At 71.9% G+C, this 25918-nt stretch carries 22 protein-coding genes and 1 pseudogene; 8 read left to right on the forward strand and 15 right to left on the reverse strand.

Going from position 1 to position 25918, the window contains the following annotated elements; translation table 11 throughout:
* Positions 1-17: 17 nt before the first annotated feature.
* From ftsH to I3F58_RS17240, 6 genes are all read right to left on the reverse strand, one after another.
* Positions 18-1949: an ATP-dependent zinc metalloprotease FtsH gene (gene ftsH, locus I3F58_RS17215; RefSeq protein ID WP_240109501.1), complete on the reverse strand. Its 1932-nt coding sequence runs from the start codon at positions 1947-1949 to the stop codon at positions 18-20.
* A gap of 140 nt (positions 1950-2089) precedes the next feature.
* On the reverse strand, positions 2090-3649 hold the full coding sequence (gene ffh, locus I3F58_RS17220) for a signal recognition particle protein (protein ID WP_240109502.1): 1560 nt from the start codon (positions 3647-3649) through the stop codon (positions 2090-2092).
* A 211-nt stretch (positions 3650-3860) separates the two neighbouring features.
* A complete protein-coding gene (locus I3F58_RS17225; RefSeq protein WP_240109503.1) occupies positions 3861-6314 on the reverse strand; it encodes a [protein-PII] uridylyltransferase in 2454 nt (817 codons plus the stop codon).
* A gap of 70 nt (positions 6315-6384) precedes the next feature.
* Complete coding sequence (locus I3F58_RS17230; protein ID WP_240109504.1) at positions 6385-6723, reverse strand: P-II family nitrogen regulator; 339 nt, start codon at positions 6721-6723, stop codon at positions 6385-6387.
* Positions 6720-8099 carry an ammonium transporter gene (locus I3F58_RS17235; RefSeq protein ID WP_240109505.1) on the reverse strand — a complete coding sequence of 460 codons (1380 nt, stop codon included), beginning with the start codon at positions 8097-8099 and terminating at the stop codon, positions 6720-6722. Before I3F58_RS17235 ends, I3F58_RS17230 begins: the two co-directional genes overlap by 4 nt.
* Positions 8100-8480: 381 nt before the next feature.
* Complete coding sequence (locus I3F58_RS17240; RefSeq protein WP_240109506.1) at positions 8481-9956, reverse strand: hypothetical protein; 1476 nt, start codon at positions 9954-9956, stop codon at positions 8481-8483.
* Positions 9957-10397: 441 nt separating this feature from the next.
* Here I3F58_RS17240 and I3F58_RS17245 point away from each other — a divergent pair, with 441 nt between their 5' ends.
* Entirely contained in the window at positions 10398-11090 is a 693-nt protein-coding gene (locus tag I3F58_RS17245; protein WP_240109507.1) for a bifunctional DNA primase/polymerase, read from the forward strand.
* A 127-nt stretch (positions 11091-11217) separates the two neighbouring features.
* Here I3F58_RS17245 and ftsY read toward each other — a convergent pair whose 3' ends face one another.
* The gene (gene ftsY / locus I3F58_RS17250; RefSeq protein ID WP_240109508.1) at positions 11218-12450 is read right to left on the reverse strand and encodes a signal recognition particle-docking protein FtsY; all 1233 of its coding nucleotides are present in this window, start codon (positions 12448-12450) and stop codon (positions 11218-11220) included.
* 82 nt (positions 12451-12532) lie between these two features.
* Between ftsY and I3F58_RS17255 the strand changes: the two genes are divergently transcribed.
* Complete coding sequence (locus tag I3F58_RS17255) at positions 12533-13993, forward strand: cytosine permease (RefSeq protein ID WP_240109509.1); 1461 nt, start codon at positions 12533-12535, stop codon at positions 13991-13993.
* On the opposite strand, the gene I3F58_RS17260 is transcribed toward I3F58_RS17255, so the two are convergent.
* The 4 genes from I3F58_RS17260 to I3F58_RS17275 form a co-directional block, all read right to left on the reverse strand.
* Complete coding sequence (locus I3F58_RS17260; protein ID WP_240109510.1) at positions 13990-15417, reverse strand: sugar porter family MFS transporter; 1428 nt, start codon at positions 15415-15417, stop codon at positions 13990-13992. The genes I3F58_RS17255 and I3F58_RS17260 overlap by 4 nt on opposite strands.
* 163 nt (positions 15418-15580) lie before the next feature.
* Positions 15581-19132, reverse strand: coding sequence for a chromosome segregation protein SMC (gene smc, locus I3F58_RS17265; protein ID WP_240109511.1), 3552 nt, complete (start codon positions 19130-19132; stop codon positions 15581-15583).
* A 184-nt stretch (positions 19133-19316) separates the two neighbouring features.
* Positions 19317-19529, reverse strand: coding sequence for a hypothetical protein (locus I3F58_RS17270; protein ID WP_236239775.1), 213 nt, complete (start codon positions 19527-19529; stop codon positions 19317-19319).
* 428 nt (positions 19530-19957) lie between these two features.
* Positions 19958-20239 carry an acylphosphatase gene (locus I3F58_RS17275; RefSeq protein ID WP_240109512.1) on the reverse strand — a complete coding sequence of 94 codons (282 nt, stop codon included), beginning with the start codon at positions 20237-20239 and terminating at the stop codon, positions 19958-19960.
* 186 nt (positions 20240-20425) lie between these two features.
* On the opposite strand from I3F58_RS17275, the gene I3F58_RS17280 reads away from it, so the two are divergent.
* From I3F58_RS17280 to I3F58_RS29405, 3 genes are all read left to right on the forward strand, one after another.
* Positions 20426-21349 (forward strand): CAP domain-containing protein, encoded by a 924-nt coding sequence (locus I3F58_RS17280; RefSeq protein WP_240109513.1) that lies wholly within the window; start codon positions 20426-20428, stop codon positions 21347-21349.
* Positions 21350-21698: 349 nt separating this feature from the next.
* Entirely contained in the window at positions 21699-22292 is a 594-nt protein-coding gene (locus tag I3F58_RS17285; protein WP_240109514.1) for a DUF4291 domain-containing protein, read from the forward strand.
* Between the two features lie 176 nt (positions 22293-22468).
* On the forward strand, positions 22469-22597 hold the full coding sequence (locus I3F58_RS29405) for a hypothetical protein (RefSeq protein ID WP_275678615.1): 129 nt from the start codon (positions 22469-22471) through the stop codon (positions 22595-22597).
* An 85-nt stretch (positions 22598-22682) separates the two neighbouring features.
* On the opposite strand, the gene I3F58_RS17290 is transcribed toward I3F58_RS29405, so the two are convergent.
* Genes I3F58_RS17290 through I3F58_RS17300 form a run of 3 tightly spaced genes read right to left on the reverse strand, consistent with a single transcriptional unit; the run spans position 22683 to position 23364 of the window.
* Positions 22683-22835 carry a hypothetical protein gene (locus I3F58_RS17290; RefSeq protein ID WP_240109515.1) on the reverse strand — a complete coding sequence of 51 codons (153 nt, stop codon included), beginning with the start codon at positions 22833-22835 and terminating at the stop codon, positions 22683-22685.
* Complete coding sequence (locus tag I3F58_RS17295; protein WP_240109516.1) at positions 22832-23056, reverse strand: hypothetical protein; 225 nt, start codon at positions 23054-23056, stop codon at positions 22832-22834. The genes I3F58_RS17290 and I3F58_RS17295 overlap by 4 nt, the downstream gene beginning before the upstream one ends.
* Positions 23053-23364, reverse strand: coding sequence for a hypothetical protein (locus tag I3F58_RS17300; RefSeq protein WP_240109517.1), 312 nt, complete (start codon positions 23362-23364; stop codon positions 23053-23055). The genes I3F58_RS17295 and I3F58_RS17300 overlap by 4 nt, the downstream gene beginning before the upstream one ends.
* 205 nt (positions 23365-23569) lie before the next feature.
* On the opposite strand from I3F58_RS17300, the gene I3F58_RS17305 reads away from it, so the two are divergent.
* The 3 genes and pseudogenes from I3F58_RS17305 to I3F58_RS17315 all read left to right on the forward strand — a co-directional run bounded on the left by I3F58_RS17305 (position 23570) and on the right by I3F58_RS17315 (position 25045).
* Positions 23570-24301: an XRE family transcriptional regulator gene (locus tag I3F58_RS17305; RefSeq protein ID WP_240109518.1), complete on the forward strand. Its 732-nt coding sequence runs from the start codon at positions 23570-23572 to the stop codon at positions 24299-24301.
* Positions 24294-24476: pseudogene (locus tag I3F58_RS17310) on the forward strand (UTRA domain-containing protein); the annotation flags it as partial. The gene I3F58_RS17305 and the pseudogene I3F58_RS17310, both read left to right, overlap by 8 nt.
* Before the next feature lie 164 nt (positions 24477-24640).
* Positions 24641-25045: a helix-turn-helix domain-containing protein gene (locus I3F58_RS17315; protein ID WP_240109519.1), complete on the forward strand. Its 405-nt coding sequence runs from the start codon at positions 24641-24643 to the stop codon at positions 25043-25045.
* Positions 25046-25055: 10 nt separating this feature from the next.
* Here the strand turns inward: I3F58_RS17315 and mutM are convergent, their stop codons facing one another.
* Positions 25056-25913, reverse strand: a complete 858-nt coding sequence (mutM, locus tag I3F58_RS17320; RefSeq protein ID WP_240109520.1) for a bifunctional DNA-formamidopyrimidine glycosylase/DNA-(apurinic or apyrimidinic site) lyase — start codon at positions 25911-25913, stop codon at positions 25056-25058.
* Between the last annotated feature and the right edge of the window lie 5 nt (positions 25914-25918).

The raw sequence follows: 25918 nt of genomic DNA on the forward strand, positions 1-25918 counted from the left end.
CGGGCCGGGGCCGCGGGTTACCCCTGGTCGCCGTTCTTCCTGAGACGGGGGACACCGGCGGCACGGTACGCGGCGTCCTCGTCGAGCGTCTCGCTCTCCAGCAGTGCCCCGGCCAGCCCGTCCAGCCGGGCCCGGTTGTCCCGCAGCAGCCGGCAGGCGCTCTCGTAGCACTCGTCGACGATCCGCCGCATCTCACTGTCCACCGTGTCCAGCGTGCCCGGCGCGGCCGACAGCCCGTAGGCCTGCTGCGCATCCGACGGAATCGCGGTGAGCCGCCCCACCCGGTCGCTCATCCCCCAGCGCCCCACCATGCCCCGCGCCAGATTCGTCACCTGCTCAAGATCGCTCTCCGAGCCCGTCGTCACCACCCCGAACACGACCTCCTCGGCCGCCATCCCGCCCAGCGCCCCGATGATCCGCCCCCGCAGGTACTCCTCGGTGTACGCGTACTTGTCGGTGTCCGGTGTCGACAGCGTCACCCCCAGCGCCCGCCCGCGCGGCACGATCGTCACCTTCCGCACCGGGTCCGCGCCCGGCTGCAGCATCCCCAGCAGCGCGTGACCGCTCTCGTGAAAGGCCGTCCGGCGCCGCTCCTCCACCGGCATCACCAGCTGCCGCTCGGCCCCCAGCTGGACCTTCTCCAGCGCGTCCGACAGGTCCGACTGCGTCACCTGCTCCTGCCGCCGTTTCACCGCCAGCAGCGCGGCCTCGTTCGCCAGGTTGGCCAGGTCCGCGCCCGTCATCCCCGGCGTCGTCCGCGCCACCTGCAGCAGGTCCACGTCCGGGGCCAGCGGGATGCCCCGCGTGTGGATCCGCAGGATCGCCTCACGACCGCCCCGGTCCGGCGGGCTCACGCTGACCACCCGGTCGAAGCGGCCCGGCCGGGTCAGCGCCGGGTCGAGAACGTCCGCCCTGTTCGTCGCGGCGATCACGATGACGCCCTCGGAGCCCGAGAAGCCGTCCATCTCGGTGAGGATCTGGTTCAGCGTCTGCTCACGCTCGTCGTGCCCGCCCATCCCGGCGCCCGCGCCCCGGGCCCGCCCGATGGTGTCGATCTCGTCGATGAAGATGATCGCGGGAGCCACCTTGCGGGCCTCGTTGAACAGCTCCCGCACCCGGGACGCGCCCACACCCACGATCATCTCGATGAACTCGGACGCCGAGGCCGAGAAGAACGGCACCCCCGCCTCTCCCGCCACGGCCCGCGCCAGCAGCGTCTTGCCCGTTCCCGGCGGACCGGACAGCAGCACCCCGCGCGGCATCTTGGCACCCATGCGCCAGTACGCCTCGGGGTTCCTCAGGAAGTCCACGACGTCGTTCAGCTCGCCCCGCACCTCGTCGATCCCCGCCACGTCGTCGAACGTCGTCCGCCTCCCCGCCTCCACCTCCACCGGCTTCGGCGGCTCCTTCCGCCCCAGCATGCCGCCCGCTCCCCCGGCCAGTCCCGCTCTCATCCGCCGGGCGATGAACAACCACAGCACCACCAGCAGCACGATCGGCGCCATCGAGAACAGCAGATTCGTGAGGAGCCCGGGCCGCTCCACCACCGGCTCGGCCGTCACCGTCACGTTCTGCGCCGTCAGCTGCTGCCACAGGTCGTCCTCGGCGAACAGCGGCCGCTGCGTCGTGAACTTCGTGTAGTCGCCGTCGCCGTCCGGGACCGGCTGCTTGTCCTTCAGTTCCCCCTCGATCGCATCGCCCTTGGAGTAGATGGTCGAGACGTTGCCCGCCGCGACCTGCCTGCTGAACTCCGTGTACGAGATCGTCGGCTCGTCGCCGCCGTTGAAGGACTGCAGGATCAGGTTCGTCACCAGGAACACCACCGCGGCGGCGAGCAGCAGCCCCAGCCAGCCCCCGGGCATCTTCCGCCTGGCGGGCGGGGGCGGCGGCGCCCCCTCGGAGCGCCAGGGCTGATCGGTGCGGTCGCGCGGGGGCACGGAACTGGTCACGGAGCGATTATCGCTGTATGACCATAACTCCGACATATGGGATGCATATGAGTGGGCGATCTGCCCGTACGTCGCGGCATGCGCAAGGGGCACCCTCCAGGGAAGGGTGCCCCTTGCCGGTCCGCCACGAGGACGGGCCGTCAGCCCATGAACTTCTTGAACTCGTCCGGCAGCTCGAAGTCCTTGCCGGGCTCGCCCGCCGGAAGCCCGAAGGCCGTTCCGGCCTGCTCGGCCTGCGTCTGCTCCCGGCGCGCGGCGGCGGCCTGCTCCTCGGCCTTCCGCTTCATCGGGTTGCCGCTGCGCCGCTTGCCCTTCGCCTGCTTCTGCTGCTTCTTCTGCCGCCCGGGGCCACCGCCCATGCCGGGGATGCCCGGCATCCCCGGCATGCCGCCGCCCTGCGCCATGCGGGACATCATCTTCCGCGCCTCGAAGAACCGCTCCACCAGCGACTTCACGGTGCTGACGTCCACACCGGAGCCCTTGGCGATACGCGCGCGGCGCGAGCCGTTGATGATCGTCGGGTCCTGCCGCTCGCCCGGAGTCATGGACTTGATGATCGCGGCGGTGCGGTCCACGTCCCGCTCGTCGATGTTGTTGATCTGGTCCCGCATCTGCGCCATGCCGGGCAGCATCCCCAGGAGCTTCGAGATGCTGCCCATCTTCCGGACCTGCTCCATCTGGGCCAGGAAGTCGTCGAGTGTGAAGTCCTTGCCCTTGCTGCTCGCCAGCTTGGAGGCCATCTTGGCGGCCTCTTCCTGGCTGAAGGTCTGCTCGGCCTTCTCGATCAGCGAGAGGACGTCGCCCATGCCGAGGATGCGGGACGCCATGCGGTCCGGGTGGAACGCGTCGAAGTCGTCCAGCTTCTCGCCGTTGGAGGCGAACATGATCTGGCGGCCGGTGACGTGCGCGACGGAGAGCGCGGCACCACCGCGGGCGTCGCCGTCGAGCTTGGAGAGGACCACGCCGTCGAAGCCGACGCCGTCGCGGAACGCCTCGGCGGTGTTGACGGCGTCCTGACCGATCATGGCGTCGACGACGAACAGGATCTCGTCGGGGCCGACGGCGTCGCGGATGTCCGCGGCCTGCTGCATCATCTCCTGGTCGATGCCCAGGCGACCGGCGGTGTCGACGATCACGATGTCGTGCTGCTTGGTCCGCGCGTACTCGATCGAGTCCTTCGCGACCTGCACCGGGTCACCGACGCCGTTGCCCGGCTGCGGCGCGTAGACCCCGACGCCCGCACGCTCGGCGACGACGCTGAGCTGGTTGACGGCGTTGGGCCGCTGAAGGTCGCAGGCGACGAGCAGCGGCGCGTGGCCCTGGCCCTGGAGCCACTTGCCGAGCTTTCCGGCGAGGGTGGTCTTACCGGCACCCTGGAGACCGGCCAGCATGATCACCGTCGGGGACTGCTTGGCGAAACGGAGCCGGCGGGTCTCGCCGCCCAGGATCCCGACGAGCTCCTCGTTGACGATCTTGATGACCTGCTGGCTGGGATTCAGCGCCTTGGAGACCTCGGCGCCGGTCGCCCTCTCCTTCACGCTCTTGATGAAGGCCCGCACCACGGGCAGGGCGACGTCCGCCTCAAGCAGCGCGATACGGATCTCGCGGGCGGTGGCATCGATGTCCGCCTCGCTCAGACGGCCTTTGCCGCGGAGGCCCTTGAAAGTCGCTGCAAGGCGGTCGGAGAGGGTATCGAACACGGCGGTCGCGGATCCTTGGGTCTAGGGGGCGGGTGGACAGTCGGACTCAAGGGTATCTGGCCGCGCAATGGGAACGCCCTCGCCCGCCGGATTCGGAAGAAGGGGCCGAGCCCCGCGTGTGCGGGGAGCAGGTGACCACGCCGGGCGCGGACACGGTCGGCGCGGGAAGCGCTCCGGCCCGTCCAGCACCTCGGCGGCGGCCGGGACTCGCTCAGGACAGCGCCCTCTGCACCATGCCCGCCACCTCGGCCGCCTCCGCCGCCGGCAGCGAGGCACCCTCCGGTGACGTCACGTACACCGTGTCCACGGCATTGGCCCCCAAGGTGCTCACATGCGCGCTCCGCACCCGCACGTCCGCCCCCTCCAGCGCCCGCCCGATCCGGTGCAGCAGCCCCGGCGCGTCCTGGGCCCGCACCTCCAGCACCGTCGCACGCGCCGCCGACCCCGCGGGGGCGACCGTCACCCGGGGCGGAGGCGCCTGGACCCCGCGCCGTCTCGGGTAGGCGGCGTCCCGCTCCGCCAGCCGGGCGGCCACGTCCAGGGACCCGTCCAGCACCCGTACGAGATCGGCCCGCAGCCGCGCGGCCTGCGGAAGCGACCCGTACTCGGCCGCCACCCGCCAGTTCAGCACCAGGACAGGGGGCCCGGCGGCGCCCATGGCGTCCAGGTCGATGGCCCTCAGGTCCGCCGACCGCACGGTCAGCCGGTGCAGCGCCAGCACCCCGGCGACGGCCGGGAGGACACCCGCCTGGTCGGGCAGGGCGATCAGCAGCTCCACGCCCACCGGCTCGGGCTCGTCGTCCTGCGGGGCGGCCTCGGCGTGCAGGCTCAGCACCGGCTCCCCGGTGCGCAGCGCCTCCACGGCCAGCCGTTCCTCCTCGGCGCTGGGCGCCGCGACCGCCGCGACCGGCGGGGCGTCTCCGGCCAGCGCCGCCGCCACTCGGGCGACCAGGTCCGCGACCAGGGAGGCCCGCCAGGAGGACCAGGCGGCGGGCCCGGTCGCCAGAGCGTCGGCCTCGGTCAGGGCGTGCAGCAGCTCAAGGGCCGGCACGCTGCCCACCGCCTTGGCCACGGACTCGACGGTGGCCGGGTCGTCCAGGTCGCGCCGGGTCGCCGTGTCGATGAGGAGAAGGTGGTGCCGTACGAGGACGGCCAGGACCTCGGCGTCGTCCTGGTCGAACCCGATCCGCACCGCCACGTCGCGCGCGATGGTCTCGCCCGCGACGGAGTGGTCTCCGGGCCAGCCCTTGCCGATGTCGTGCAGGAGCGCCGCGACGAGCAGCAGGTCGGGACGGCCGACGCGGCGTGTCAGGGAGGAGGCCCGTACGGCGGCCTCGACCAGGTGGCGGTCCACGGTCCAGGTGTGCACGGGGTTGCGCTGGGGACGGAAGCGGACCCGCTCCCAGTCGGGGATGAGCCGGGTGACCAGGCCCTCGGCTTCCAGCGCCTCCCATACGGCGAGGGTGGCCTCACCCGCGCCGAGCAGGGTGACGAGCTGTTCGCGGGCCTCGGCGGGCCAGGGCGTGGGCAGCGGCTTGGCGCCCTCCGCGAGGCGGCGTACGGCGTGCCGGGACAGCGGGAGTCCGGACTGGGCGGCGGCCGCGGCGGCGCGCAGGGGCAGGACGGGATCGCGTTCGGGGCGGGCGGTCCGTGCGAGGACGGCTTCCCCGTCCATCTCGACGACGCCTTCGGCCAGCGGTGTGCGCTCGGGCTGGGGTTTCCCGCCGGACGGGCCGCGGGCGCCGAGCAGGGCGCGGAGCCGGGGCCGGGTGGAGCGGGCGCGCAGGACGCGGTGGACCTCGCGCCAGGTGACGTCGGAGGCGTACGCGATGGTGCGTGCCGCTTCGTACACGTGCCGCAGCAGGGTGTCGGCGTCGAGGAGGCCGAGGGCGGCGGCGACCTGGTCCTGTTCCTGGAGGCTGAGGCGGTCGGTGGCGCGGCCGGTGGTGAGGTGGAGGGCGTCGCGGGTGTCGAGGAGAGTGCGGGCGGCGTCGCCGAGGCCTTCGCGGGGAGCGTCGGCGAGCCAGGAGGCGGCGACGGCGCGCAGGGCGGTGGCGTCGCGGAGACCGCCGCGGGCCTCCTTGAGGTCGGGTTCGAGGAGGAAGGACAGTTCGCCGGCCCGCTCGGCCCGCTCGGTGCACAGCTCGTGGAGTTCGGGGAGGCGCTTGGGGGCCTGGTTGCGCCAGTCCGCGAGCACCGTGGTGCGCAGGGCGGCGACGAGGCCGAGGTCCCCGGCGAGGGGGCGGGCGTCGAGCAGTCCGAGCTGGACCTTCAGGTCCTCTCCGGCGGTCCTTCGGGCTTCGGCCGGGGTGCGGACCGAGTGGTCGAGGGCGAGGCCGAGGTCCCAGACCGGGTACCAGACGCGGTCCGCGAGGGCGGCGACGGCGCCGGGGTCGGCGGTGCCGTCGTGCAGGAGGAGCAGGTCGAGGTCGCTGCGCGGGGAGAGGGCGCCGCGGCCGTAGCCGCCGACGGCGACGAGGGCGGTGCCGCGGGGCGGGGCGGCGGCGGTGAAGAGCGCGGCCAGCCAGTCGTCGGTGAGCCGGGCGAGGGCGGCACGGCGCGGCGGCCCGGGCCGGGCCTCCTGCCGGAGGAGGCTCAGCCGGGCCGCCGCGTAGCCGCTGGGTCCCGAGTCTTCGTCGGTGTCGTTCACATCGAGGCTCGTCACGCCCAGCAGCTCCTTGTCCGTACGCCGGAACCCGTGGGCCGGGTTCCGTCTGCCGTGTCCGTTCGTCGGGTTACAGCGCGTCGGGGCCGCGTTCGCCGGTGCGGACGCGTACGGCGGTCTCGACCGGGACGCTCCAGACCTTGCCGTCACCGATCTTGCCGGTGCGGGCGGCCTTGACGATGACGTCGATGAGCTGTTCGGCGTCGTCGTCCTCGACGAGGACCTCGATGCGGATCTTGGGGACGAGGTCGACGGTGTACTCGGCGCCCCGGTAGACCTCGGTGTGGCCGCGCTGGCGGCCGTACCCGCTGGCCTCGGCGACGGTCAGGCCCTGGACTCCGAAGGCCTGGAGGGCCTCCTTGATCTCGTCCAGCCGGTGCGGCTTGACGATGGCCGTGATGAGCTTCATGCGTCCACCTTCTTGGTCGTGGCCTGCGCCTCGGCGGTGGTCCCGCCGGGCGTGGCGGAGGGAGCGGCGGCGGAGACGGCGGTCTTCCGGGAGGAGGCGCCGGTTCCGCTGAAGTCGTAGGCGGTCTCGGCGTGCTCGACCTGGTCGATGCCGGAGATCTCGTCGTCCTCGCTGACCCGCATGCCCATGGTCTTGTGGATGATCAGAGCCAGGATGCCGGAGACCACGAGCGAGTAGGCGAGGACGGCCACGACACCGATGACCTGCTTGATGAGCTGGTCGACGCCGCCGCCGTAGAAGAGGCCCTTGGCGTCGGACTGGACGCCGCCGGTGGCGAAGAAGCCGACGAGGACCGAGCCGATGATGCCGCCGACGAGGTGGACGCCGACGACGTCGAGGGAGTCGTCGTAGCCGAACTTGTACTTGAGGCCGACGGCCATGGCGCAGAGGAGACCGGCGACGGCGCCGACGGCGATCGCGCCGAGGGGGCTGACGGAGCCGCCTGACGGGGTGATGGCGACGAGGCCGGCGACGGCGCCGGAAGCGGCGCCGAGGGTGGTGCAGGCGCCGTGGCGGACCTTCTCGTAGGCGAGCCAGGCGAGGACGGCGGCGGCGGTGGCGACCTGGGTGTTGACGAACATCACGGCGCCGACGCCGTCGTCGTTGCCGAGCCAGGAGCCGGCGTTGAAGCCGAACCAGCCGAACCACAGGAGGCCGGCGCCGAGCATGACGAGCGGGAGGCTGTGGGGGCGCATCGGGTCCTTCTTGAAGCCGACGCGCTTGCCGATGACCAGGATGACGCCGAGTGCGGCGGCTCCCGCGTTGATGTGGACGGCGGTGCCGCCGGCGAAGTCGATGACGCCCATGTCGAACAGCCAGCCGCCGTCGCCCCACACCCAGTGGGCGACCGGGAAGTAGACGACGGTGACCCAGAGGGTGATGAAGAGGACCCAGGCGCCGAACTTGACGCGGTCGGCGAGGGCGCCGCTGATGAGGGCGGGGGTGATGATGGCGAACATCAGCTGGAAGACGGCGAAGACGAAGACGGGGATGTTCGTCTCGCCCCAGATCGCGTCGCGTCCGATGCCGCTGAGTCCGACGTAGTCGGAGGACCAGCCGATGACCGATCCGGTGTCGGTGCCGAAGGCGATGCTGAAGCCGTAGAGCACCCAGAGGATCGTGACGATCCCGAGGCTGACGAAGCTCATCATCAGCATGTTGAGGGTGCTCTTGACGCGGACCATGCCTCCGTAGAAGAAGGCGAGGCCCGGGGTCATCAGCATGACCAGGGCGGAGCAGATCAGCATGAAGCCGGTGTTGGCGGCAGAGATGGCGGGTGCTTCCTCTGCGGCAAGCGTCAGGATGCCTGGGGACATCTCGGCGGTCTCCTCGTCGTCGGTCGGCCTGTGCGGGGTGCGGAGCCGGGGAGGCTGCGCGGCTGAAGAGGGGTGGCCGGTTATGACGCAGGAGGCTGTCGCAGCGCGGTTTCGGCGGATGCCGCGGGTTGTTTCGGGGCGGTGACGAACGGGCGGGGCGTGTTACGTCACCATGAACTCGCGCATCACGGTTGGGTAACGGGAGTACCCTCTGCCCGCGTCGGTGCCCCGTGAGGCGGTGGCGGGCATGGGCCGGCCGCGGCAGTCGCACCCGTCGACCTGGCGGTGGGGGAACCGGTTCGGGCTGTACGGGGTGGACTGTCGCGGCCGGAGTGTGCGGGGCCGTGCGGCGCGGGCGGCCGGAGGACCGGGCCGTTCGGTTCAGACGGCGGCGTCGGCGTTCTCGGGAAGCTCCGCGGCGAGCCGTTCCGTGAGGTCGATGACCTGCGGCAGGTCGGAGTAGTCACGGGCGGCGTTGGCGACGGTCTTGCGGAGCCGGGTGTTGACCCGTTCGGAGCGGACGCGCTTGGCGACGGTGAGGCACTGGCCGGCGCGGAGGGCGGCCTGTTCGGGTTCCTTCTTCAGAAGGTGCACGGTCGCCATGCCGACGAGGTTGAGGGCGTACGAACGCTGGTGGACGTCGTCCTTGGCGAACAGGTCGACGGCCCGCTGCATCACGGGTTCGGCCATGGAGGCGTAGCTGGGGCTGCGTCCGGCGACATAGGCGAGGTCCCGGTACGAGTGGGAGTTCTCGGCGTTGAGTTCGGCTTCCGAGAAGAACCCGATCCAGTTGGGTTCCGGGGTGTCGTCGAGTCCGGCGTCGACGAAGGTGTCCTCGGCCATGCGGACGGCCCGCTTGCACTTGCTGGGCTGGCCCATGTTGGCGTAGGCGCGGCCCTCCATCGCATACAGCATGGCCTGGGTGCGGGCGGTGGCGCAGTCGCGGCTGCCGTACTGGGCGAGGTGGATGAGTTCGAGGGCGTCGTCGGGCCGTCCGAGGTGGATCATCTGACGGCTCATCGAGGACAGGATGTACGACCCGAGCGGCTTGTCCCCGGCTTCCTTGGCGGCGTGCAGGGCGAGGACGAAGTACTTCTGGGCGGTGGGCTGGAGGCCCACGTCGTAGCTCATCCATCCGGCGAGCTGGGCGAGTTCGGCCGCGCAGCGGAAGAGGCGCTGGGCGGTGGCGGCGGGGTGGGACTCCTGGAGCAGGTCGGTGACCTCGTGGAGCTGGCCGACGACGGCCTTGCGGCGCAGTCCGCCGCCGCACTGTGCGTCCCATTTGCGGAACATCACGGTGGTGGTCTCCAGCATCTCCAGTTCCGCCTTGGAGAGCTTGTACGAGCGGCGGCCGGCTCCGGCGGGTTCCAGCCGGTCGCCGCCGGGGGTGGGGACCAGCCAGCGCTGCATCGGCTCGATGAGGGCCGGGCCGGCGGCGAGGGCGAGGGAGGTGCCGAGGAAGCCGCGCCGGGCGAGCATGAGGTCGCTCCGGGAGAACTCGCTGAGCAGCGAGACGGTCTGGGGGCCGGCCCAGGGCAGGTCGACACCGCCGACCGACGGGGACTGGTGCGCTGCGCGCAGCCCGAGGTCCTCGATGGCGACGACCGCGCCGAAGCGTTCCGAGAACAGTTCGGAGAGGATGCGCGGAATGGGCTCGCGGGGCTGCTCTCCGTCGAGCCAGCGGCGCACGCGCGAGGTGTCGGTACTGATGTGATGTGCGCCCATCTGGCGCGCCCGGCGGTTCACTTGTCGCGCCAGCTCGCCCTTCGACCAGCCGCTGCGCACGAACCACGAGCTGAGCTGCTCGTTCGGGCGCTTCCCGGTAGCCGATTGACCGTCTGCGCCGCTGCCACCCACTGGAAGGCCCCCATCCGCCGTGTCGCTGTGTGTTGCCCGAACCTGTATCAGACTGCCGCCTGTTGTGGCCTGCCGTCCCGGAGTTGACCCCTCCGCACGGGAATCCGGCGTGAACTCGTTGCCTCCGGCATACCCACGAGCCAGGACCGTACCCGGGGTTCGGGCACCGAAAGTAATCCTACGATCACCCGCCCCGCGAGGCGGTTTCCGTAAACGCCACCATTCGCCACCCCTTCGAATGAACCCGCCTGAGGTGGGGCGCGATTCACTTGACACATGACGATCTGGAGCCCGGCGCACTGACGCTCCGGGCGGCGCGCGCGAGCGGGCGCACTACGGCGCTCACTTCCGTACGCCACTCGAAAGAGGGACGGCGGTACACAGCGTCACACGAGAACTCCGGGTCGTAACCACCGGCGAGGCGGACCCGTTGGAGGGGGCATGGGCTTCACGATCGGCGGCACGCGCATCCGCGACATGCGCTCCGGGTGGACGGGATTCACCGGGTTCACGGGGTTGACGGGGTCCCGTCGGCGGGCGGTCCGCTCGGCGGAGTGCACGGCCGCGGCCGAGTACACCGGCCTGTGGGGCTGGGACGTGGTGCCGGGCACGCGGGCCTCGGCGGGCGAGTGCTCCTGCGGCGACGCCTCGTGTACGGCCCCGGGGGCGCACCCGCTGGGTTTCGCGCCGGTGGTGCCGTCGGGGGCACCGCTGGACGCGGTGACGGACGCCTGGTCCCGGTTCCCGGGGGCGTCGTTGCTGCTGCCGGTGGGGCGGGCGTTCGACGTGCTGGAGGTGGCGGAGGAGGCGGGGCGGCGGGCCCTGGTGCGGCTGGAGCGGATGGGGCTGCCGCTGGGCCCCGTGTGTGTGACGCCCACAGGACGGGCGCAGTTCCTGGTCGCGCCCGGCGCGGCGCGGGAACTGCCGGGGCTGCTGTACCGGATGGGGTGGGACGACGCGGACCTGGACCTGCGGTGCCTCGGGCCGGGCGCGCACATGACGGCGCCGCCGTCGGACCTGGGCGGCGAGGGTCCCGTGCGCTGGCTGCGGGCCCCGTCGCTGGACGCGCCCCACGCGCCGCCGCAGGCACGGCTGCTGCTGGGCACGCTGGCGTACATCTGCCACCGGGCGTAGTCGGGGGTCCGCCCCCGGACCCCTGCTCCTCGAACGCCGGAGGGCCGGACAAGCCCGCCCGGCGTTCGAGGACGAGTGACGAAGCCGCGGCAGCGGGGGCCTGGGGGCGGAGCCCCCGGCGGTCAGGTCAGGCCCCGTCGCCGATCAGGGCGTCGACGAACGCCTCCGGTTCGAACGGCGCCAGGTCGTCCGGGCCCTCGCCCAGGCCGACGAGCTTGACGGGGACGCCCAGTTCGCGCTGGACCGCGACGACGATGCCGCCCTTCGCGGTGCCGTCGAGCTTGGTGAGGGCGATGCCGGTGATGTCGACGACCTCCGCGAAGACCCGCGCCTGAACGAGCCCGTTCTGACCGGTCGTGGCGTCCAGGACCAGCAGGACCTCGTCGAGCGGTGCGTGCTTCTCCACGACGCGCTTGACCTTGCCCAGTTCGTCCATGAGCCCGGTCTTGGTGTGGAGGCGGCCGGCGGTGTCGATGAGCACGACGTCGGCGCCCTCGGCGATACCTTCCTTCACCGCGTCGTACGCGACCGAAGCCGGGTCCCCGGCCTCCGGCCCGCGCACGGTACGGGCACCCACACGCTCGCCCCAGGTCTGGAGCTGGTCCGCGGCGGCGGCGCGGAAGGTGTCGGCGGCACCCAGGACGACGGAGCGGCCGTCGGCCACGAGGACCCGCGCGAGCTTGCCGGTCGTGGTGGTCTTGCCGGTGCCGTTGACGCCGACGACCATGACGATGCCCGGGGCGTCCGTGTCGCTCTCGGTCCTGACCGTGCGGTCGAAGTCGGTGCCCACCAGGGCCAGCAGCTCCTCGCGGAGGAGGGCGCGCAGCTCGTCGGGGGTGCGGGTGCCGAGCACCCTGACCCGCTCACGCAGGCGCTCGACGAGTTCCTGGGTGGGCGCGACACCGACGTCCGCGGTGAGGAGGGTGTCCTCGATCTCCTCCCAGGTGTCCTCGTCGAGGTGTTCGCGGGAGAGCAGCGTGAGCAGACCCTTGCCCAGGGAGTTCTGGGACCGGGCCAGCCGGGCCCGCAGGCGGACGAGGCGGCCCGCGGTCGGCGCCGGGACCTCGATCTCGGGCGCCGGGGGAGCGGCCATGACCGGGTCTTCGACGGCGGTCGGCTCCTCGACGATCTCCTCGGCGGTCGGGAGGGCGACCTCCTCGATCGTGCGGCGAGGCTCTTCTCGTGGCTCCTCCGCCTCCTCGCCGACGTGCGGTTCGGCGGGCGGGGCGGTGATGGTCGGGGTGGCGGTCGGGGCCCCGGACGGCGGCAGCTGCTTGCTCCGGCGGCCGGTCACCACGAGGTAGCCGGCCGCTCCGACCGCGACCAGGGCGATGACTACAGCGAGGATGACGAATTCCATGGTGCGTCCAGTATGCGCGACACCACCGGAACACCCCTGGCCCCCTTGCCCGAATGTCCCCTTTTAGGGAATTGTGCGGTGAATGTACGAGAGCCGGGGCCTGGAGCCCGTCCCCGACAGCGAGCGTGTGGGCCGGGTCCGTGAACTGTTCCCGACCTGGGTGGCGGCGAACATCACGGTGCTGCTGCTGACGATCGGCGCGGGCCTGGTCGTGCTGCACGGGCTGAACTTCTGGCAGGTGCTCGCCGTGGCCGCGACGGCGCCGGTCGTGTCGTACGGGATCGTCGGTCTGGTCTCGGTCGCGGGCAAACGTGGTGGCGCGCCGGGCATGGCGCTGTCGCGGGCGGTGTTCGGGCAGCGCGGGAACCTGCTGCCCGGGTCGGTGATCTGGGTGGCGCGCTGGGGGTGGGAGGCGGTCAACGCGGTGACCGGCTCGTACGCGCTGCTGACGGTGCTGGACCTGCTGTTCGGGGTACGGGGCGGCACCCCGCTGACCGTGGTCACACTGCTGCTGTTCGTGGGCGGCACGTTCCTGGTGTCGGGCCTGGGGATCGGTGCGCTGCACTGGTGCTGCCGCTGGTCGGCGTATCTGTTCGGGGTGTTCTCGCTGCTGGTGCTGGGCCATCTGGTGGCGTACACGGACTGGGGCGCGGTGTTCTCGCGCCCGGCGGGTCCCGTGCCGCTGATGGTGGTGGGGGTGGGGACGCTGGTGGCGGGGGCGATCAGCTGGGCGCCGTCCGCGCCGGACTTCACGCGTTATCTGCCGTGCACGGCGTCAGCCCGGGCGGTGGTGGGGGCGACGGTCGCGGGCGCGGTGGTCGTGGTGCTGCCGCTGGTGGTGATGGGGGCGGTGATGGCGGACTCCGCGCCGGGGCTGGCACGCGCTCAGGATCCGGTGTCGTTCATCGGGGCGCTGCTGCCGCTGTGGCTGTCGGTGCCCTATCTGCTGATCGCGCTGGTCGGCATGCTGCTGATCAACGCGATGTCGATGTACTCGGCCGGGTTCACCGCCCAGACGCTGGGTTTCCGGCTGCCGCGGGCGTGGGCGGTGGCGCTGAACGCGGTGATCAGCGTGGTGCTGGGGGCGCTGCTGATGCTGGTGGCGACGGGCTTCCTGGACGCGTTCGTGTCGTTCCTGGCGCTGCTGGGAGTGGCGTTCTCCGCGTGGATCGGGGTGTTCGGAGCGGACATGCTGCGCCGCAGGTCGTACGACGGCGGGGCGCTGCTCGACACGTCCCGGTCGAGTCGCTACTGGTACCGGGGAGGGTTCGCGTGGCGGGCGGTGGCCGGGTGGGCTTCAGGACTGGTGGTGGGGCTGCTGTTCACACGCGTGGAGTGGTTCGCGGGGCCGCTGGCGGACAGCTGGCCGGGACGGCACGGGCTGGGGTGGATGCTGACGGCAGTGGTGGCGGCGCTGGTGTACGGGGCCCGGCGGCCCTTTCGTACGACCGCGCACTCCGCACGGCGAGCGGCTGCCCCGGACCGCGCTCTGGAGGCGGGCCGGGGCAGCCGGAGGAATGAGGAGAGGGGCAGCGGGGATTAGCCCATCTCCTCCAACGCCTTGCCCTTGGTCTCCTTCACGAACTTGAGCACGAAGGGGATGGAGAGCACGGCGAAGACCGTGTAGATCACGTAGGTGCCGGACAGGTTCCAGTCGGCCAGCGACGGGAAGGTCGCGGTGATCAGCCAGTTGGCGATCCACTGAGCGGCGGCGGCGACGCCGAGCGCGGCGGCGCGGATGCGGTTGGGGAACATCTCGCCGAGCAGCACCCAGACCACGACGCCCCACGACAGGGCGAAGAAGAGCACGAAGGCGTGGGCGGCGACGAGGGCGACGACGCCCTGGGTCCCGGGCAGCTTCCCGCCGACGAGGTCGGCGGAGAACGCCCAGGCCTCCAGGGCGAGGGCGAGGGCCATGCCGGCGGACCCGACGAGGGCGAGCGGACGGCGGCCGACCCGGTCGACGAGGACCATCGCGATCACGGTGCCGACGATGTTGATGATCGAGGTGGTGAATGAGTAGAGGAAGGAACTGGAGGGGTCGACGCCGACGGACTGCCACAGGGTGGCGGAGTAGTAGAAGGCGACGTTGATGCCGACGAGCTGCTGGAAGACGGACAGTCCGATGCCGATCCAGACGATCGGCAGGAGCCGGAACCGGCCCGGGCCGCCGGTGAGCAGGTCCTTGAAGGTGGACTTGTGCTCTCGGTGCATGGCGTCCTCGATCTCCGCGACCCGCGCGTCGAGGTCGACGCCCCGCCCCTCGACCTCCGCGAGGACCTCGCGGGCCCGGTCGTGACGGCCCGCCGAGATGAGGAAGCGCGGGGACTCGGGGATGGCGAAGGACAGCAGCCCGTACAGCACGGCGGGCAGCACCTCGACGCCGAGCATCCACTGCCAGGCCTCCAGCCCGGCGATCTCACCGCGCTGCCGGCCGTCCGCAAGGTTGAGGACGGCCCAGTTGACCAGCTGGGAGACGGCGATACCGATGACGATGGCAGCCTGCTGGAAGGAACCGAGGCGGCCCCGGTAGGCGGCCGGCGCGACCTCCGCGATGTACGCGGGTCCGATCACCGAGGCCATGCCGATGGCGACGCCGCCGACGACCCGCCAGAGCGCCAGGTCCCACAGGGTGAAGGGCAGGGCGGAGCCGATCGCACTGACGGAGAAGAGGGCGGCGGCGATCCGCATGACGCTGATACGGCCGATCCGGTCCGCGAGGCGGCCGGCGATCGCCGCGCCGACGGCGCAGCCGATGAGGGCGATGGCGATGACCTGCGCCAGGGCACCGGACCCCACGGCGTAGCGGTCCCGGATCGCCTCGACGGCGCCGTTGATGACAGCGCTGTCGTAGCCGAAGAGGAAGCCGCCCATCGCGGCGGCGGCCGTGATGAAGACGACGTGGCTGAGGTGGTCCGCCTGGGCCTGTCCGGCGCCCGATGCCGGGGGCCGCGTGGTGCTGGTCACGAGTTCTCCTGGGCGCCGGCCTCGTCGCCGGGCATGAAGGCAAAAAGCAACGCTGGAGAGACTATGCGTTCAAGACTCGAAGTCAAGACCTAGCGAGATGTGATGCGAGCCGAAGCCGCCCCTGATGAATCTTCAGAAGTTGAACGAAAAGGGTTCTCTCGGCTCAGCGGAGCCGCTGACTGACGACCTTCGACACCCCGTCGCCCTGCATCGACACCCCGTACAGCGCGTCCGCGACCTCCATGGTCCGCTTCTGGTGGGTGATGACGATGAGCTGCGAGCTCTCCTGGAGTTCGCGCATGATCCCGATGAGCCGCTGGAGGTTGGTGTCGTCCAGCGCGGCCTCCACCTCGTCCATCACGTAGAACGGGCTGGGCCTGGCCTTGAAGATGGACACGAGCAGGGCGACCGCCGTCAGCGAACGCTCCCCGCCGGACAGCAGCGACAGCCGCTTGACCTTCTTGCCGGGCGGCCGGGCCTCGACGTCCACGCCCGTGGTGAGCATGCTGCCGGGGTCGGTCAGCACCAGCCGCCCCTCGCCACCCGGGAAGAGCCGGGAGAACACGCCCTCGAACTCCCGGGCGGTGTCCTGGTAGGCCTCGGTGAAGACCTGCTCGACCCGCTCGTCGACCTCCTTCACCACCTGCAGCAGGTGCGTGCGTGTCTTCTTCAGGTCTTCGAGCTGCTCGCTGAGGAACCTGTGGCGTTCCTCCAGTGCCGCGAACTCCTCCAGTGCGAGCGGGTTCACCTTCCCGAGCTGCTGGTACGCCCGCTCGGCGGCCTTCAGCCGCTTCTCCTGTTCGGCCCGTACGAAGGGACGGGACCGGTTGCGGGGGTGCTCGGGCCCCTCAGGCAGCTGCTCGCCGTCGGCCGGGGGCGCGGGCGGTACCGGCCGGTCGGGTCCGTACTCCGCGACGAGCGCGGCCGGTTCGACACCCAGCTCCTCCAGGGCACGGGTCTCCAGCTGCTCGATCCGCAGCCGTTTCTCGGCGCCCAGCACCTCCCCCCTGTGCACGGAGTCGGTCAGTGTGTCCAGCTCGGCCTTGAGGTTTCGGCCCAGGGCGCGGGCGGCGCCCAGCTCCTCCTCACGGGCGGCCTTGGCGGTCTCGGCGGCCGACCGTTCCTGCTCGGCGCGTACGAGGGACACCTCGATGTGCGCGAGCAGCTGCCGGGCCCCGGCGGCGACGGCCCCGGCGACCTCGGCCTCGTGGCGCAGCCGGGCGCGGCGCTGTGCGGCGCGGGCGCGGGCCTCGCGCTCGGCGCGGGCGGCGCGGTCGAGGGAGTCGGCCCGTCCGGCCAGCGCCTTGACGCGTTCCTCGTGGGTACGGACCTGGAGGCGGGCCTCCATCTCGGTCTGGCGCGCGTTGGCCCCGTCGGCGTTGAGGCGGTCCCGTACGCAGGTGTCGGGCTCCTCCTCCACGGGTTCCTCCTGGGCGGTCAGCAGCCGTTCGGCCAGCTCCTCGGCATCCTCCACCGCCCGGTCCAGGGCCTCCTGCGCGCGAGCGACGGCGGCTGCGGTGCGTTCGGCCTCGCCCGCCGCGGCGCGGGCCTGCCCGGCGAGGCGGGCGACCTGCTGCGCGGCGGCGGACCGCTCCCGGTCGGCGGCGCGGCGCCGCTGGGCCAGTTCCTCGACGCGGACCGCGGCCTGCTGCCGCCGCTCGGCGGCCCGTTCCCTGCGGGCGGCCAGCTCCTCACACCGCACGGCGAGCTCTTCGAGCTCGGCGGCGGCCTCGTCGACGGAGGCCTGGATCTCCAGGAGGCTCGGGGCGCCGGCGGAGCCGCCCGCCGCGAAGTGGGCGCCCAGCACATCGCCCTCGGCGGTGACCGCGACGAGCGAGGGCCGCGCGTACACGAGTTCCTCGGCGTCCTCCAGGGTGCCGACCACCACGACGTCCCGCAGCAGGCGCCGCACGGCGGGCAGGAGTGTGTCGGGTCCGCTCACGAGACCGGCCGCCCAGGTCAGGCCGGCGTTCCCGGGGCGGGGCTCCTCCTCGGGCGCGCCGCCCGGCAGCAGCGCCGCGCGCCCCGCGTCCTGTTTGCGGAGCAGCCTGATGGCTTCGGCCGCGGCGGCGGGCCCGGTGACGGCGATGGCGTCCGCGGCGGCGCCGAGCGCGGCGGCGAGGGGAACCTCGTAGCCGGGGGTGACGGTGAGCAGTTCCGCTGCGGGGCCCAGCAGTCCGGTGAGCCGGTCGCGGGCTTCCAGAAGGGCGCCGGTGCCGTCCTTGCGGCGCAGTCCGAGGGCGAGGGCGTCGTGGCGGGCCTGGGTGGCGGCGCGGCGCCGCTCCGCGTCGGTGACGGCGTCGCGTGCGGCGGCGAGGGCGGCTTCGGCGTCCGTCAGCTCCGCCTCGGCGGCTTCGTGGGCCTGTCCGGTCCCGGCGTCGTCGGCGTCGAGCGCGTCGGCTTCGGCCTTGAGCCGCTCGTACTCCTCCTGAGCGGTGAGGGCCCGTTCGGTGGCGTCGTCGCGGCCCGCGGCGAGCCGGTCGATCTCGGCCTGTGCGGCGGCGGCGCGGGAGCGGGCGGCACCGGCCTGGGCGGTGAGCCGGGCGAGGACCTCGCGGCGGTCGGCCAGGGCACGGGCGGCGTCCTTGAGGCGGCGCTCCTCCGCGGCCAGGGCCCGTTCGAGTTCGGCACGGTGGGCGACGGTGTCGTCCAGGGCGTGTTCCGCTGCCTCCAGGGCGGCCTGGAGTCCTGCTTCCTGTTCCCGTACACGCGCGGCTTCCCGTTCCAGGTCCTCCGGGTCGCGGCCGTGCCGTTCCTCGGGGGGCCGACTGGTGGCGCTGGTGACGCGGGCCTCGGCCAGGGAGACGGTGCCGCGTACGCGTTCGGCCTGCCGGGACAGCTCGTGCCAGGTGTGCTGGGCGCGCTGGAGGCGGGGGGCGAGGCGGCGTACCTCGTCCTCTAGGGCGGCCTCGCGCGCATGGGCGTCCTTCAGCGCGGCCTCGGCGGCCTCCTTCCGTTCCTTGAGGGCGGCCTCGTCGGCCAGTTCCGCCTGCAGGGCCTGCCGGAGACGTACGAGATCGTCGGCGAGGAGGCGGAGGCGGGCGTCACGCAGTTCGGCCTGGACGACGGCGGCGCGGCGGGCGGCGGCGGCCTGGCGGCCGAGGGGTTTGAGCTGGCGGCGCAGCTCGTCGGTGAGATCCTGGACGCGGGACAGGTTTGCCTGCATCGCGTCCAGTTTCCGCAGCGCCTTCTCTTTGCGCTTGCGGTGTTTGAGGACTCCGGCGGCCTCCTCGATGAAGGCGCGGCGGCCGGTGGGGTCGGCGTGCAGGACGGAGTCGAGCTGGCCCTGGCCGACGATGACGTGCATCTCACGGCCGATTCCGGAGTCACTGAGGAGTTCCTGGATGTCGAGGAGACGGCAGGTGTCGCCGTTGATCTGGTATTCGCTGCTGCCGCCCCGGAACATGATCCGGGTGATCGTGACTTCGGTGTAGTCGATGGGCAGGGCGCCGTCGGAGTTGTCGATGGTGAGGGACACCTCGGCGCGGCCGAGGGGCGGGCGGCCGGTGGTGCCGGCGAAGATGACGTCCTCCATCTTGCCGCCGCGCAGGGTCTTGGCGCCCTGTTCTCCCATGACCCAGGAGAGCGCGTCGACGACATTGGACTTTCCGGAGCCGTTGGGACCGACGACGCAGGTGATGCCCGGTTCGAACCGCAGGGTGGTGGCGGAGGCGAACGACTTGAAACCACGCAGGGTCAGGGCCTTGAGGTGCACGGCGGGACTCTACCGGGCGGGTTTCGTTTGGCCCGGGAACACGAAGGGCAGATCACTCGGTAAGCAGGAACGGGGGAGGGCGGAAAAGAAGGAAGGGACGCCGGAGCGTCCCTTGCATATCTGTCTCGCGAGATTGTTTCTCACCGTCCCGCAGGTTCACATGCGCGGGAGTCCCTTGCGGGGGTCAGGTGAGCGCAGGCTCGCTCTTGGGTACGTCGATGTCGATGCCGTCGAGCAGCGGCTCACGGTGAGCGGCGGCGGCGGTCAACGCGTCGTTCTCGGACTGGATCCGTACGAGCTCGGATTCGAGGTCCTGGACGCGCTGCTGCAGCCGTCGCATCTCGGCGAGCAGTCGCGGGTCGGTACCGCCGACATAACCGAGAAGCGCCTTTGCCATGATGGATGGTCCTCCACACTGAGTGACCGACCGAAGCGGTGTGGGTCGTGAGGGATTCGCACCCCGCGGTGCTCGGCAGTATGGGGTGGTGCCGCTGCGCTCTTACTGCCACACAACTGAGGTGCCCGGGGCTTCCAGCGTCTCACCAAAAAGTTTGACGGTCAACACGATCACGCCCCGTATCACGGGGCAACCGGGGGGTCCGCGGCCGCCGAGGTGGGCGGCAGCGCCTCGCGCGCGGTGATCCGTGGGGCGTGGAGATCATCCTTGCGCGCCGACGCGCGCATCACAAGCCCTTCTCGCCAATCACCTGGCCCTTTCCGTCCCGGAGGGCGGCGCGAGAGGCGCTCCCGGTCGCCCCGCGGGCGCCCCGCGTACCCCTTGACGGTGGCGTTCTCCGGGCCTGCCGGGGATCAGGACGGAACCCGTCAGCGGATTTCGAATCCGTCGTAACCCCCGCGTGGCGTGGCCCATATCTCAGTGACTCCGTCAACGCGTCCGGGTGTGTCGCCGGTACGCAGCCAGTCGAGCAGACGGTGGCAATTCTCACGCGGGCCTTCCGCGACGACCTGGACGCGGCCGTCGTCGAGATTGAGGGCGAAACCGGTGAGGCCGCCGATCCGCATGGCGTTCTCCCTGGTGAACCAGCGGAATCCCACTCCCTGTACCCGGCCGCGCACCCAGGCGGTCATCCGTGCGTCGTCGTTCATGGCTGCACGCTAACCGGCCATCGCCTCCGGCATCACTTCCGCTCCACTCGCCATGGCGTACAGTCCCCACCCAATGAGCCTCACTCGTTCGGGTGTGTCCCAGGTGCACCACCTGGACGAGCGGGCCCGAAGGCCCACGCGGCACACCGCAACGAGAACAGCGACCGGACAGGAAGGGCGCAGCAGATGGGACGCCACCGACGCTCGGACGCCGCAGCCTCAGCCGCTACCACGGGCGGGGCCACCGAGGACCACGCCTCCGGCCGGCGGCGGCGCAGGAAGCGCTCCGGCGGACTGCCGGTCAAGGGCGGACTGCTCGGCGCCTCCGCCGCGATGGCGGTCGGCGCGGTCGCGGTCGCGTCGGGCCTGCTGCCGGGCGGGGACACCTTCACCCTGGGCAGCAGCTCCCCGGACGAGCAGATACGTTCCGGCGACCCTTCGGGGCTGAACGCGCAGGGCGGCTCCACCGACGGCCCGGGCGCGGGCGGGGCCTCGGCCTCCGCCCCGGCCACCCCCACCGCCCCCACGTCGGCGGCGGCCCCGTCGACGAGCCCGTCGCCGTCGCCCTCCCGGACGACGGCCTCGCCCTCCCCCAGTCCGTCGAAGACGGCTGAGAAGAAGAAGCCGTCCCCGACCCCCACGAAGGTGGCGACCACCGCCCCCCGCACGACGGCACCCGCCCCCACCCAGAAGCCCAAGCCCCCGACCACCCCCGATACGGACGTCAGCCGGGCCGACGCCGCCGAGGCGGCGGTGCTGGACCTGGTCAACAAGGAGCGCGCCAAGGCCGGCTGCTCCCCGGTGCGGGCCTCCAAGGACCTGGGCGCGCTGGCCCGCGCGTACAGCACGGACATGGCCGAGCGGGACTTCTTCTCGCACACCGACCCGGACGGCAACTCGCCGTGGGACCGGGCGGCCAAGGCGGGCATCGAGGGACTGGGCGGCGAGAACATCGCCCGCGGCCAGGCCGACGCGGCTGCCGTGATGGAGGCCTGGATGAACAGCGAGGGCCACCGGGCGAACATCCTGAACTGCGACTTCAACACGCTGGGCGTGGGCGTCCACTTCGCGGACGGCGGTCCCTGGTGGACGCAGAACTTCGGCTTCTGAGCAGACCTGTCGGCTGAGCCGCACAGCAGCCGCGGCCGTCTTCTGCGCGGGCACACGGGGGCGCTCGCCCCTCGATGAGGCCGGACAGGGCCTCGACGGCCCCCCTCGCCCGGCAACGCGGAAGCACAGGGCGCCGTCACAGCGGCCCGGCCGTCACCGATGGACCATCGAACGGACCGCGGCCCGGCCCTCCGGTCACCGCCGACCTGACCGGCGCTGCGAACGCGAAGCCGACCGCATCCTCGCCTGCACCGGCATGGCCCTGCACTCTCATCTGCCGCGGCGGACTCGGGGGCGCCGCGGCGGTAATTCGGTCGCGCGCGCGAAGCGGTGTGATCACGCTGGTCCGGTGACACAACCGAGGCATCAGATCAGAGCCCTTCACACGGACTCGACGATCACCGTCTACCAGGCGTACGCGCCGGGGATCGGGCCGGAGGCGGCCCGGGACGGTCGATTCCCGGCAGCGTGGCGGCGCGACCGGATGACGTGGATCAAGCCGTCCTTTCTGTGGATGATGTACCGCTCCGGGTGGGGCACCAAGGAAGGTCAGGAGCACGTCCTCGCCGTCGAGATCACCCGGGAGGGCTTCGAGTGGGCACTGCGGCACGCCTGCCTGTCCCACTACGAGCGCGGACTCCACGCCGACCGCGACACGTGGAGGCGCGAGCTGAGGCGGGCTCCCGTGCGCGTGCAGTGGGACCCCGAGCGCGACCTGCACCTTCAGCCCCTTCCTCACCGGTCGCTGCAGCTCGGCCTCACCGGCGAGGCCGCACGCCGCTACGCGGACGAGTGGATCGTCTCCATCACCGAGGTCACACCCCTGGCCCGCATGATCCACGCCCGCGTACAGGGTGGAGAGCTGGGCGCCGCCCGGCGGCTCCTGCCGGACGAACGCCCCTGTCCCGTGAGCGAGGAGACGATGACTCACCTGTACCGATAGGCAGGAAGGTCATGTGAGACGGCTGTCCGCCGCGTTCCCTTCCCGAGGCGGGCGGACAGGGCGTCCGGCACCTCCCGTACCCGGCTGCAGGAGGCTCTGGACGCCGGACACGGGAGGCAGTCAGAGGCCGCTCCCCTTCACCCGATTGCGGAGAGGCGGGACGGACTGTCTACACGGTGACCACCTGCCGCCGGACCGGGCGGCCCGCGTGGCACGCGCACGTGCACCTGATCGAGACGACCGGCGGACCGACCACCGGCCGCCCGCGCGTCACCACGTACACGTCCAGGGGCGGGGTGCAGTAGCCGCACTCACCGATCACGCAGGCCCCCGACCTCCCGGTACGGTCCATCTCCACCCACGCGGCCGTGACCGCGGGGCCCCGCCCGCTCACCGGTCGCCGCCTTCGGGTGCGCCGGTGTCCGCGGACGTCCGCACCCTGTGGGGCTGCGGCGCCTCCCGGCCGTGCCCCCGGCACCGCTCCGGCTCCGCCGCCGGGCCGCGGTCAAGGGTGTACGCGGTGACCGTGCGGCGAGCGCTCACAGGGCCCCGTCCTCGCTGCCGGGCCAGTCGGACCGGCCCTCGGGGTGCGCGAAGTAGTACCGGGCGCACTCCGGGCAGCAGTAGACGTTGAACCCGGGCCCGGTCGCGGAGTCGATCTCCGCCACCACCATGGGCGTGTCCGTGATGTGCCGGCACCGCACGCACATGCGGACCGGCCTCCGCGCCGTCGGCCGCGCGGCGCCGGACGTCACCTCGCTCACCGGCCCGCCCCCGCTCCGTGCAGAACCCGCCGGTCAAGGTCGATACCGAAGTGCGCCGCCGTCACGAGCGTCAGGCACCGCCGCCGCTGACGGGCCCGCTCCTGCCGGTGCCCGTACGGGGACCAGGGCCGCGCGGTCCACCCCCACCCCGGGCCGCACCACGCGACCTGTCGGCGCGAGGGGCGCGGGGTCCGGGGCTTGGCGGCGGGAGCCGGTGCGGCCGGACGGGCATCCGCCCGCCGACGGCCGGTACCGGGCGCGAACACCAGTCGGAGCCGGGTGGGGATCCGGTGGGTAGGGTCTGTCATGTCGACGCTCCTCGTAAGCGTTGGCCATGCCCCCGGACGGCTCCACCCGTCGCGGGGGCCTTCTACGTCCTCACGATCATGAGCCCCCGTAAGGGACGTATCTGGCCATGGGCAGGGACAGTTGGGCCTTGCGGCGCTAGGGTCGTAAGAAGGCCCAAACGTCCCTGTCGAAGGGGTTGACTTGAACGTCAGACTTCGTTCTGCCATGGATGACGCGGGGCTCACCGCCCGGCAGCTCGCTTACCGAGTGGGGGTATCCCCGAAGCAAGTGGAACGATGGGTTTCGAACGAGGCGTTAACGCCACACGCCAGGAACCGCGAAGACACCGCCCGCGCTCTGGGAGTGGACGAGGAAATGATCTGGCCCCAGGCAGTCAAGGACCGCATCAAGACCGGCACGGATCGCGAGATCACCCACAGCTACCCATACCGGTCCGCAGCCCCGTCCTCTCTGTGGGCCGAACTGGTCGACGGTGCCGCGCGGGAGATCTACCTTGCCGGGTACACGAACTACTTCCTCTTCACGTCCGTTCCAGCATTCTCGGAGATGCTGCGCCGCAAGATCGATTCCGGGGTGCGGGTCCGCTTCCTGCTCGGGGATCCCGACGGCGAGGTAACACGACAGCGGGAGGCCATCGAGGACACGGCCCTGACGGTCTCCACTCGGATCCGTATCACCCTGGAGCACCTGGGCCGCCTCGGTTCGCCGGAAGGACTTGAGACAAGGTTCTCGGCTTCCTCCGACGCGGTGAACCACGTGAGCTTGAGCGTCTTCCGATTTGATGAAGACGCGCTGGTCACGCCTCACCTCGCACGACTGGTCGGCCACGACTCGCCCTTGTTGCACCTCCACCGGCAGGGCAGCGGCGGCATGTTCGACCGCTTCCGCGACCACGCGGAGGAGCTCTGGAGTCGCGCCTTGCCGGTCACGCCCTGACTCAGAGACGATTCAGGAGCACGCGAATCTCCTGGGCATCCACCCCGGGGACCTGCTGCTCATGATCGAGCGGACCTATTACGACACCGACGGCCGCCCCGTCGAGACAGCCGACATCGTCGTGCCGGACGTCCGGTGGGAAGTGGCGTACGAGTTCGGCGTCGACCACCCCTGAATCGCTGCGTCCCAGGGCGCACCGAGGGCACCCGAGGGCAGGAATCCACCGGAACAGCTGAGCATGACCGGGAGCCACCCGCGCGCCGGGCTCTGCCCGCTCTCGCGCTGAAGAAGGGAAAGCGCCCTCCGCCGGGTGGCGCTGTGCGGCGTATCGTGGGTCCCATGGACGCGACCGCCGCCGCTGAGACCCGCCCGCAGAGCGGTGAGCCGCCGTTCGACGTCTTCGCCCGGGCGTGCCCGTCGCGGGGCACGCTGGAGCATGTGACCGGCCGCTGGGGCGCGCTGACCGTGGGAGCGCTGTACGAGGGCAGCCTGCGCTTCAACGAACTGCGGCGGCGGGTGGACGGTGTGAGCGAGAAGATGCTCTCCCAGACCCTGCACGCCCTGGAGCGCGACGGGCTGGTGCACCGCGAGGCGCAGCTCACGAACCCGCCGCGCGTCGACTACGAGCTGACACCCCTCGGCCGGGAGGTCGCCGCGCGCCTTCTGTCCCTCATCGGCCTGCTGGAGTCCCGCATGCCGGAGGTCCTGTCGGCGCGCGAGCGGTACGACGCGGGGCGCGGCTGAGGACGATCCGCTACGCCGCGCGGGGTGCGCGCTGGCAGCGGGGGCAGTAGTAGCTGGAGCGGTTCATCCAGGGGCGGCGGCGTATCGGTGTGCCGCAGCGCCGGCAGGGCTCGCCCTCGCGCCCGTAGGCGTCCAGGGAGCGGTCGAAGTACCCGGACTCGCCGTTCACGTTCACGTACAGGCTGTCGAAGCTGGTGCCGCCGACCTCCAGCGCCGCGTTCATCACGTCCCGTACATGGCCCAGCAGCTCGTACGAGCGGGGCCGGGTGAAGGTCGCCGTCGGCCGCTCGTAGTGCAGGCGGGAGCGCCACAGCGCCTCGTCCGCGTAGATGTTGCCGACGCCGCTGACGAGGCTCTGGTCCAGCAGCGCCCGCTTGATGGTCGTGGTCTTCCGGCGCAGCGCGGCATGGAACGCGGCGTCGTCGAACCCCTCGTCCAGCGGGTCGCGGGCGATGTGCCCGATGACGTCGGGCAGTCCGTCCGGTGTGGTGTCGTGCAGCGACAGCCCGCCGAACGTGCGCTGGTCCACGAACCGCAGCTCCGTGCCCAGCGCGTCGTCGAAGCGGATCCTGATCCGCAGGTGCTTCTCGTCCTCGGCCCCCTCGGGCTGGACGAGCAGCTGACCGCTCATGCCGAGATGCCCCAGCACGGCGGCCCCGGCGTCCTCCAGCGGCAGCCACAGGTACTTGCCGCGCCGCCGCGCCACCCCGAAGCGGTGCCCCTTCAGCCGGGCGGCGAAGTCCTCCCCGCCTCCGAGGTGACGCCGCACCGCCCGTGCGTGCAGCACCTCGACGCCGGCGACGGTACGGCCGCCGACCCAGCGTTCGAGGCCCCGGCGGCACACTTCCACCTCGGGCAGTTCGGGCACGGGAC

The organism is Streptomyces sp. MUM 203J (assembly GCF_022414595.1).
Classification (GTDB): domain Bacteria; phylum Actinomycetota; class Actinomycetes; order Streptomycetales; family Streptomycetaceae; genus Streptomyces.

Bases quoted from the DNA above. Each gene is read 5' to 3' on its own strand.
- I3F58_RS17315 (WP_240109519.1), top strand. From the start codon at position 24,641: ATGGACGCGACCGCCGCCGCTGAGACCCGCCCGCAGAGCGGTGAGCCG.
- I3F58_RS17275 (WP_240109512.1), bottom strand. From the start codon at position 20,239: ATGAACGACGACGCACGGATGACCGCCTGGGTGCGCGGCCGGGTACAG.
- ftsY (WP_240109508.1), bottom strand. From the start codon at position 12,450: ATGGAATTCGTCATCCTCGCTGTAGTCATCGCCCTGGTCGCGGTCGGA.
- I3F58_RS17255 (WP_240109509.1), top strand. From the start codon at position 12,533: ATGTACGAGAGCCGGGGCCTGGAGCCCGTCCCCGACAGCGAGCGTGTG.
- I3F58_RS17235 (WP_240109505.1), bottom strand. From the start codon at position 8,099: ATGTCCCCAGGCATCCTGACGCTTGCCGCAGAGGAAGCACCCGCCATC.
- I3F58_RS17245 (WP_240109507.1), top strand. From the start codon at position 10,398: ATGGGCTTCACGATCGGCGGCACGCGCATCCGCGACATGCGCTCCGGG.
- I3F58_RS17280 (WP_240109513.1), top strand. From the start codon at position 20,426: ATGGGACGCCACCGACGCTCGGACGCCGCAGCCTCAGCCGCTACCACG.
- I3F58_RS17300 (WP_240109517.1), bottom strand. From the start codon at position 23,364: ATGACAGACCCTACCCACCGGATCCCCACCCGGCTCCGACTGGTGTTC.
- I3F58_RS17270 (WP_236239775.1), bottom strand. From the start codon at position 19,529: ATGGCAAAGGCGCTTCTCGGTTATGTCGGCGGTACCGACCCGCGACTG.
- I3F58_RS17230 (WP_240109504.1), bottom strand. From the start codon at position 6,723: ATGAAGCTCATCACGGCCATCGTCAAGCCGCACCGGCTGGACGAGATC.
- I3F58_RS17305 (WP_240109518.1), top strand. From the start codon at position 23,570: ATGGATGACGCGGGGCTCACCGCCCGGCAGCTCGCTTACCGAGTGGGG.